Raw genomic sequence first — 9,123 nt, forward strand, 5'->3', positions numbered from 1 at the left:
CCTTGGTCATCCTGGCCCGGAAGATCGCCCGCACCGCCTTCGCCCTGATGAAGCAGCAACAAGAATATTGCCCCGCAAAGCTCTTTTAAGCATTGCAGGGCACCATAGAATCTCCCACAGCGGCTTCATAGCCTACCGCTCCCGGTTACCGCCGCGGCACCACCGCCAGGGTAACGGTGCTTTTCGCCACCAGTTTGCGTTCGCCGTTGTCGTCCTCGGCGAACACCTCCGATTCCGCCACCGTCACCGCCTTGCCGGCTTTCAATACGTTTGCCTCACACACCAGGGCCCGCCCCACCGCCGGACGCAACAGGTTGACCTTGAACTCGATGGTCAGCGGCATGAACCCTTCCGCCATCACCGTGGCGGACGCGGCGCCGGCGGTATGATCCGCCATGGTGCCCACCACACCGGCATGGACGTAGCCATTCTGCTGATGATGGTCCTCACGCACGGTCAGCCTCGAAACCACCCGGCCGCTCTCCACGCTGACGGCTTCCAATCCAAGCAGCTTGAGAAACGGCGCGTTCATCACCCATTTGAAATCATCGGTCAGAGCCACTGTTTTACCTCCCGCCAAAAGAAAACAGCAGCATTGCCGATTCCCGCGATCATGACCATTGCCAAAAGCGACCTGCCTCGGTGGCATATTCCATGTAATCCGAAGAAACGCAACGCAATCCCATTTACAAATGAGAACCATTATTATATAAAGCTTTCTCAATCAGGCCGTCATCCGGCCCTTTCGCCGGCTCTCCTCTCCCGGAGAGGGGAGTGCCATTTTTATGGCCGCCGCCAACAGACCCTGGTGTGGTGTTTAACAGCACACCAGGCAGGCTGGCCGGCCACTTTTTATTTTTTCGAGAGGTTTGCCCGTGTTGTCATCACGTCGATTCCCTATGCGTGCCCTACCCCGCGCCATTCTGGCCGGCACCGCCACCCTTATCGCTCATCACGCTCTCGCCGAGGAACAAAGCCCGCACCTGTTGGAAGCCGTGACGGTGGTGTCCGCCGCCGGCTTCGAGCAGCATATCGCGGACGCTCCGGCGTCGATTTCAGTGATTGACCGGGAGCAGTTGGAAACCAAGAGCTACACCGACGTCACTGATGCCTTGAAGGACATCCCCGGTGTCACCGTCACCGGCGGCGGTTCCCGCCAGGACATCAGCCTGCGCGGTATGTCGCCGAAGTACACCATGATTCTGGTGGACGGCCGCCGGCTGTCCGGCCGTGAAGCCACCGCCAACGGCAACGACGGCGGCCTGGAGCAGAATTATCTGCCGCCACTGCGCGCCATCGAACGTATCGAGGTGATTCGCGGACCGATGTCCTCTCTTTACGGTTCCGAAGCCATGGGCGGCGTGATCAATATCATTACCCGCAAGGTACCGGATCAATGGCTCGGCTCCTTCGGTGCCGAAGCCACCCTGCAGGACAACTCCGAATCCGGTAACGCCCGCCAGTCCGATTTGTATCTCGCTGGCCCGCTGCTGAAGGACAAACTCGGTCTGCAGGTGAACGGTCAGGTTCGTCACCGTGATGAAGACGAGATTCTGGAAGGCTTCGAGGAACAGAAAGTGCGCGGCGGTGGCGCCAAACTGGTGTTCACTCCGGATCAGAGCAACGAAATCGGCTTGTCCTATCAGGAAACCCGCCAGGAACGAAACGGCTCACCGGGCAAATACTACGAAGAAGGTTCGGAACCCTCCCACCGCCGTTTCGACAAAGAGGTGGCCGCGCTCACCCATAATGGCAACTTCGGGAACTGGAGCACCGACTCCTACATCCAGAATGAAAAAACCGAGAACCCGGACCGGGTCGGTGAGCTGCGTAACGGCATTACGCTGGAAACCCTGACCGCCAACACCCAGGCCACCTGGTTCGGCGAGCGTCATATCATCACCGCCGGAGCGCAATACAAGGACGAGGAGCTCACCGACTACGCCACCAACCGTCTGCCCACCAGCAGCACCAGTGAGATCAGCCGCTGGCAGTACGCGGTATTTCTCGAGGACGAATGGCGTCTGACCAATGATCTGTCGTTGACCGGCGGGCTGCGCTTCAACAAGGACGAGAACTTCGGTAACCACGTGTCGCCGCGTCTGTACGCGGTGTACCACCTGAATCCGGCACTGACACTGAAAGGCGGTGTTTCCACCGGCTACCGCCAGCCGTCCCTGCGCGAAGCCGCGGATGACTGGGGCAGCATCACAGGTGGCGGTGGCTATCCGGCGGGCCATCCGCGCGCCATCATCAAAGGCAACCCGGATCTGGACCCGGAAACCAGCATTAACTATGAGATGGGCCTGGCACTGGATCTGCCATCCGGTTTCGCCACCAGCGTGATGCTGTTCCAAACCGACTTCAAGGACAAGATCACCGAATACCGCGAGTGCGACAATGGCGGCGACCGCAACGATCCAAGCACCTGGAGCTGCGATTACGAAGGTCAGACCTACATGTTCGTCAGCGACCGCATCAACGTGGACGAAGCGCAAATGCAGGGTGTGGAGGCAACGCTGGCCTGGCATCTGACACCGACGGTATTGCTGAACGCCAGCTACACCTTCACCGACTCCGAGCAGAAAACCGGCGAGTTCAAGGGTGAACCACTGAACAAGATTCCGCGCCACATGGTCAACGCCGGTGTCGACTGGCAAACCACCGATCGTCTGCAAAGCTGGGTGCGGGTCAATCATCGCAGCCGCACTTCGGACTACCAATCCCGCACCAGCATGGCCGACGGCACTCCCGGGTATTCGATGGTGGATCTCGGCCTGAACTACCGCGCCAGCGAGCACCTCACGCTGAAAGCCGGCGTTTATAATGTCGGCGACCGCCAGGTGACCAACGCCGATTACGAGATGGTGCTGGACGGCCGCCGTTACACCGCCGGCCTGGTGTTGGACTTCTGATGGACCTGCAGCGACGCCGCTTGTCCCAGGGCCTGCTGGCCGCCGCCGGTTTGCTGGTGCTCCCCGGCCCGGCGGCGGCGCGCCCGGATATGACCCGCACCATGGGCACCACGGTGGCGGATACCGGCCTTGCCGGTTACCGCTTCGAGAGCCGTGTCTTCGCCGGCGCCGAAGGCCGGCGCCGGCACCGGGTGTGGCTGGCGATTCCCGACCGCACGCCGCCGCCGGCCGGCTTCCCGGCGCTGTATCTGCTTGACGGCAATGCGGTACTGAGCCGGCTGCGGCCCGAGTGGCTGACGGCACTCGACGAAGCGACACCGCCGGTGCTGGTGATGATCGGCTACGACACCGATCTGCTGTTCGACGGGGAGGCTCGTCATTACGACTATACGCCCGCGCCTGAAGGACAGGCCTCGGTGCGGGATGCGCGGCGGCCGCAACGGGAAGGCGGTGGCGCCGCTGCTTTTATCGAGCGGATCGAGTCCACCATCACGCCCTGGGTAGCCAGCAGGACCCAGGTGGATGCAAATCGCAAAGCGCTTTGGGGCCATTCTTTCGGCGGCCTTTTCACACTGTTCACGCTATGCACCCGGCCCCAGGCATTTGGTATTTATATGCCGGTCAGCCCTTCCCTGGGTTGGGCGGATAATCTATTGCGGCAATCACTGGATCATCTGGCGGCGCGACCGCCGGAGCGGAACATCCCGGTCTGGCTATGCCGTGGAGATAATGAGGTGCGCGTCACCGCGGAAATGAACGCGGACCAGCTCCGGCAACGGAAACAACAGGGTAATGCCGCCTTCAATCACTTCGCCGATGATCTTGATCGCATCCCGAGAGTCGAGGCGCACCGCCGTCTCTATCCCGGCCTTGGTCACGGCGACACGTTCAGCGCCGCTCTGCCGGAGGCGCTGCGCATCGTTGCCGGGCTGGCGCCGGATCCGGCCTGGTCCTGATCAGGGTATTACCTCACCGCCGTGGGAAGCTTGCTTGCAAGCGAATGGGGCTGCGTTCCAAGCATTCGCTTGCAAGCAAGCTTCCCACGGCGGCTTCGTAGCTACCCCGGAGCAAGCTTCCCACAAGGGCTTTGAGACCACTCATGTATTCGCTGGCCCATCGTTAGCGACACCCGGTTTCCCGCTCCGGTCGCCGCCACAGCCACAACAGCACCACCACCATGGTCAACGGCAGCAGGCCCTTGGCCCAGTGCGGCAGCGAGGAGAGCAGAATCAATACCACGCCGATGGACATGGTCAGTGTCGCCATCCATTTGGCATGCCGGGAGATGGCACCGTACTCACGCCAGCGGCGGATCGGCGGCCCGAAACGGGGGTGGGCCAGCAGCCACCGTTCCAGCGCCGGCCAGCCACGCCCTGCGGCCCAGGCCGATAGTAAAAGAAACTCCACCGTCGGCAGTCCGGGCAACACCACACCGAGCATGGCGGTGCCCAGCGCCAGTAACGCCAGTGCACGCCACAACAGGATACGCATGCCACTCACGCCGGGCGTGGCAAAGCCGCCATCAGTTCTTCCGCCGCTGAATTGACGAAGGCGAAAGCATCCCGCGCGCCTCGCACCGCTTGAGCTTTGTCTTCTTCACTGAACCCCAGCGCGTCCAGTTGCGCCTTGAACCGCTTCCAGTGCAGGCCGCGCCCGTCCGGGTGCCCGGCCAGGTGCCGGGCGCCATGGCTTTCGCTCAGCCCCAGTTTGTCCCGCGCCAGTTTGAACAGGAAAGCCGCACCCAGATTGGAGCCTTCATTGGTGTACAACCAGCCTACCGCCGCCGGCACACCGGCGATCAAAGCGGTGGTGCCCGCCAGGCGATCAAAGGACAGATCGGAATCGCTCACGTTCAGATCACGGCAATCCGCTTCCACTTCCGGCAAACGGGATCGCTCCGCCAGACCGGGGAATGGGCCTTGCAGCTCCTCCGCCTGATATAACGGCGCGGTGGCACATTGCAGCCGTAACTGCATGCGCAGAAAACAACGATAGCTGTGTTCGTCAGCGAACGGCGCGAAACCGGACAGACGATCATCCAGGTTTTCATGGATCTGGTGGGTGCCTTCCTTGAGGCACAAGGACAGCGGCTTCTCGACAAGATCCACGGTGTTGGCCTGAGTCATGATGATTCCTATATGCAAATACCAAGGCAATGCCAATAAACAACGGCTTCCATCAACTATGACGAGTGAGATCGGGAAAAGTACAACGCCTGGTCCACGATTTTCAGTTCCCGCACCCCCAGAACCCCGCTTTGCTGGTGCAGTTCCAACCAGGCATTGAGATAGTCGTAACCCGCGCCCAGCCATTCCAGGCGGGCTTCGTGCAGCTGCCGGCGCGCTTCCAGCAGGTCCTGATTGTTGCGCTCGCCACCGAGCAGGCTCTGACGGGTGGCTTCCACCAGGGCCTCGGCACTGGCCACCGCCTCCGCCAATGCTTCGAGGCGGGAGGCGCCACCGCGACAATCGCGGAAACGTTGTTCCACCGCCAACAATAGTTGCTGCCGGGAAGAAAGCAGCCGTTGTTGTTCGGCATCATGGCGGGCGGCCGCCTGGCGCCGGGCGGCGGCGACACCGCCGCCGGCGTACAGCGGCACTTGCACCTGCACGCCAACGCTGTCGGTATCGTAATGCTGGCCGTAGGTATTCTCGCTGTCGGAGTCGGTGCGTCGGGTACTGGCGTACAGGCTGACCGTGGGCCAGTGGCCCGCTTTCCGCCGGTCCACTTCCCGCTCCGACAGCGCCACATCCTCACGACGTACCGCCAGCACCGGGCTGTGGCGCAGCGCCTGTTCACGCCAGCGGGCCAGATCGCCGTCCAGCGGCAACGCCGACACCGCGCCACGCGCCCGTGGTTGCCAGCCACTGAGATCCAGCCCGGTCAATTGTGTCAGACCACGTTCCGCCACCTGGGCCTGCTCTTCGGCGGCGAGCCACTCGGCTCGGGCCAGGGCCAGGCGGGAGCGAGTTTCCAGCACTTCGGTCAGGGTCCCCTCCCCTGCTTTTCGCAACGCCTCGTTGCGCTCCAGCAATGCGGTCAATACCGACGTCTGTTCCCGCGCCCAGCGGCGCCGGGACCAGGCCACCAGGGTATCGGTGTAGGCTCGCGATACCCTCACCACCAGTTCCTGCAGGCGAGCCTCGAACTCCAGTTCCGCCCTCGCCGCGCGCAGGCGGCCAATATCCCGCGCCACCCAGGCGCTGTAATCGAACAATGGTTGTTCCAGTCTCAACGAGGAACTGTAGCTGCGGTAATCCCGTTCCTCGGTTACCGGACCAAACAGCGAGTCTTGTTCCACCTCCGACCAGTTCTTGCCCCAGGAATAACTGTAGGCCAGCGTCGGCAGCAGATTGGCCCGGCCCAGCACCTTGAATTCACCGGCGGCGCGGCGGTCATGAATCGCCGCCTGAAAGTCCGGTTCGTGACGCAGCGCCGCATCGAAGGCCTGTTCCAAGGTCAGCGCCGACGCCAGCGGGCTCAAGCACAACAACAGCAGCAGCCAGGCCGACCAACACGGCCAGGCAGCAGCGAGGTGTCGCGGTCCGTGGACCGCTCCCACCGTAGGTACAGAGGTCTCCGTGCGCGCGGTCCACGGACCACTGCTATCCCGGCTTTGGCGCTTGAGCGCTGAATCCATGGCCGTGGCTTGTCTATTGATCTTGGAGACATGAATTCGCGCTGTATTCACTGCCAAGGCAGTTTCCCACGGAAGGGGCACGAAGTCGCAGTGGGAAGCTGCCTTGGCAGCGAATTGGCGTGTAAGCGTGCCAGCGTGTTGCGTGTAAACACACTGTGAGACAGCAGCGGCCCACGGACCGCGATGTGGTGGGACTTGTGTCATTGCCCCTCCAGCGCCAGCGGAATACGGTCCACCAGGGGTTTGAACAGATAACTCATCAGCGATCGCTCCCCGGTGCGCACGAACGCCTGCACCGGCATGCCCGGCTGCACCACCAGGTCACCGAGCGCGGCCCGGGCTTCCTGATCCACCCGCAACCGGGCGGCGTAGTAAGGCTGGCCGTTGTGCGGATCCTCCAGCCGGTCCGGTGACACCCGCGTCACCGTGGCGGGGATGCGTGGTGTACTGGCGCGATTAAAGGCGGTGAACATCAGCTCCACCGGCAAGCCGGCGTGCACCGAATCAATACGGTCCACCGGCACCCTGGCATCCACCCACAACGGCTCGTCCGCCGGCAGCAGTTCCATCACCACGTCACCGGGACGGATCACCGAACCCCGGGTCAGCACCTGCAGGTTCACCACCCGGCCGGATACCGGCGCGGGGATCTCACTGTGCTCCAGTTGGAAGCGGGCGTTGGCCAGCCGCTCGCTTTCACTGGCGGCCCGTAAACGGTGTTCGGTCAGCGCCTGCTCCACGTCACGGTTCTGGTTGTCACGCAGGGCATCCAGCCTGGCCCGCGCTTCGCCCAAACCGGCCCGTGCCGCCCGTGCCGCAGCGTCGCTGGCGGCCAACTCTCCGCTCAGCCGCGCCCGCTCCTCTTCCAGTTCCAATACCCGGTTGCGAGGTACATAGTCCTGCTCCGCCAACGGCCGCAACGCCGCCAGCCTTTGATCCAGCAAGGCCAGACGTTGCCGCAAACTGGATTGCCGTGCCTGTTCACCCCGCCAGCGCGCCTCGGCACCAGCCATCGCCTGCTCAAGGCCGGCGCGTTCTGTTTGCAGTGCCAGACGGCGGCTGCGGAAAAGCTGCCGTTGTGCCTCCAGCGCCGAGGCCAGTATCGGATCGGAAGTAACCTGTTGCGTCAGAGCCGGATCGAGGGCCAGGGTCTCAAGCCCTTGGCTTTCCGCTTCCAGGCGCGCGATACCGGCCACCGCCATGGCCTGATGCAACCGCGCGGAATCCAGCTCCGCCCGCGCCACCCGGGCGTCCAGTTTCAGCAACGTCTGACCTTGGCTGACGCTCTCTCCTTCCGTCACCGGCACCTCGGCCACCACACCACCGGCGGGATGTTGAATGCGCTTGCGGTAGCCATCCACGGTTACCGTGCCTTCCAGTGCCACCCCGGCATCCAACGGTGCCAACACCGCCCACAGCAGAAAAGCGGCGAACCCGCCCAGCAATATCACGCCACCCCATAACACCAGCTTGCGCTGACCACGGCGGCGCAAACCCACGCCCGGCAAGGCCTCGATCGGCGGCTCCATGCGCGCATTCATGCCCCACCCCCTTCGGCGCCGAAACTGTAAGACACACGGGGTGCCGGTTTCGCCGCTGGCCGGCGCTGCCCCATCACCTCGGCGGTAACACCGAACTTCCGCATCACGCCGTCCTTGAGCACCAGCACCTTGTCGGTGACCGCCAGCACCGCCGCCCGGTGGGTGATCAACACCACGGTGCGGCCTTGCGCCTTCCAGGCTTTCAGGGTCTCCGCCAGCGCCGCCTCGCCGACGTCATCGAGGTTGGCGTTGGGTTCATCCAATACCAACAGCGCCGGTTCACCGTACAGCGCCCGCGCCAACGCCACCCGCTGCTTCTGGCCGCCGGACAAGCCGCCGCCATCCTCGCCAAGCACGGTGTCATAGCCCTGAGGCAAACGAAGGATCATGTCATGCACGCCAGCGCGACGCGCCGCATCGATAACCGCTTGCTGAGCGCCGCCGGTCAGTTCGCCAAAGCGGGCAATGTTTTCCGCCACGGTGCCGGCGAACAGATCCACCTCCTGCGGCAGATAGCCGATCGCCGGCCCCAATTCGTCCGCGGGCCAACCGTGCAGGTCCGCTCCGTCCAAGCGCACCTTGCCGGCACGCGGCCGCCATAATCCCACCAGCGCCCGCGCCAGGGACGACTTGCCGGAGCCGGAAGGCCCAACCACGCCAAGCACTTCTCCCGGCGTCAGCTCAAAACGCACATTGGCCAAACTCGGACGTTCCGCGCCGGGGGGCATCAACGTCAGACCTGAATGGTACTTACTTAACGCTCGCCTTCTTTCCGCCCGAGGCCGTTTTATTCCATGGGCGTTGCTTCGGTGGATGCCCATGCTGACGTATCCAAGCCTGCGCCTCATGCCGGGGACGGGTTAACAGCGGAAGCGGCTTCGGTCGTCGCTTGACTGCTCTGGGTTCAATACGTCCTGGTCGATTCCCCACACGCTGCTGGCCGATCAGACGAAAGAGTTCCGTTAAATCGTCACTGGTATGGCAAGCGAGCCGTTGTTGGTACCAAGCCTGCCAGCATTGCAGCGCG

Annotated in this window: 8 protein-coding genes and 1 pseudogene; 2 read left to right on the forward strand and 7 right to left on the reverse strand. The window is 63.2% G+C overall.

Features of this window, described 5'->3' with window-relative positions; translation table 11 throughout:
- Window positions 1–145 precede the first annotated feature (145 nt).
- On the reverse strand, window positions 146–562 hold the full coding sequence (locus tag E0L37_RS21050; protein WP_133493604.1) for a PaaI family thioesterase: 417 nt from the start codon (window positions 560–562) through the stop codon (window positions 146–148).
- Window positions 563–899: 337 nt separating this feature from the next.
- Between E0L37_RS21050 and E0L37_RS21055 the strand changes: the two genes are divergently transcribed.
- Both E0L37_RS21055 and E0L37_RS21060 read left to right on the forward strand, forming a co-directional pair.
- Window positions 900–2,915, forward strand: coding sequence for a TonB-dependent receptor domain-containing protein (locus tag E0L37_RS21055; protein WP_133493605.1), 2,016 nt, complete (start codon window positions 900–902; stop codon window positions 2,913–2,915).
- Window positions 2,915–3,871: an alpha/beta hydrolase gene (locus tag E0L37_RS21060; protein ID WP_133493606.1), complete on the forward strand. Its 957-nt coding sequence runs from the start codon at window positions 2,915–2,917 to the stop codon at window positions 3,869–3,871. The genes E0L37_RS21055 and E0L37_RS21060 overlap by 1 nt, the downstream gene beginning before the upstream one ends.
- A 163-nt stretch (window positions 3,872–4,034) precedes the next feature.
- On the opposite strand, the gene E0L37_RS21065 is transcribed toward E0L37_RS21060, so the two are convergent.
- The 6 genes and pseudogenes from E0L37_RS21065 to E0L37_RS21090 form a co-directional block, all read right to left on the reverse strand.
- Window positions 4,035–4,406, reverse strand: coding sequence for a YbaN family protein (locus tag E0L37_RS21065; RefSeq protein ID WP_133493607.1), 372 nt, complete (start codon window positions 4,404–4,406; stop codon window positions 4,035–4,037).
- Window positions 4,407–4,411: 5 nt separating this feature from the next.
- Window positions 4,412–5,041, reverse strand: a complete 630-nt coding sequence (locus tag E0L37_RS21070; RefSeq protein WP_133493608.1) for a biliverdin-producing heme oxygenase — start codon at window positions 5,039–5,041, stop codon at window positions 4,412–4,414.
- Between the two features lie 56 nt (window positions 5,042–5,097).
- Window positions 5,098–6,408 carry a TolC family outer membrane protein gene (locus E0L37_RS21075; RefSeq protein WP_159660253.1) on the reverse strand — a complete coding sequence of 437 codons (1,311 nt, stop codon included), beginning with the start codon at window positions 6,406–6,408 and terminating at the stop codon, window positions 5,098–5,100.
- 347 nt (window positions 6,409–6,755) lie between these two features.
- Window positions 6,756–8,096, reverse strand: a complete 1,341-nt coding sequence (locus E0L37_RS21080) for an HlyD family type I secretion periplasmic adaptor subunit (RefSeq protein WP_133493610.1) — start codon at window positions 8,094–8,096, stop codon at window positions 6,756–6,758.
- Window positions 8,093–8,824, reverse strand: a complete 732-nt coding sequence (locus tag E0L37_RS21085; RefSeq protein ID WP_305015946.1) for an ATP-binding cassette domain-containing protein — start codon at window positions 8,822–8,824, stop codon at window positions 8,093–8,095. Before E0L37_RS21085 ends, E0L37_RS21080 begins: the two co-directional genes overlap by 4 nt.
- Before the next feature lie 22 nt (window positions 8,825–8,846).
- Window positions 8,847–9,123, reverse strand: a pseudogene (locus tag E0L37_RS21090) (IS4 family transposase); the annotation flags it as partial.

The sequence above is a fragment of the Alcanivorax sp. 24 genome (assembly GCF_004360225.1).
Taxonomy (GTDB): domain Bacteria; phylum Pseudomonadota; class Gammaproteobacteria; order Pseudomonadales; family Alcanivoracaceae; genus Alloalcanivorax; species Alloalcanivorax xiamenensis.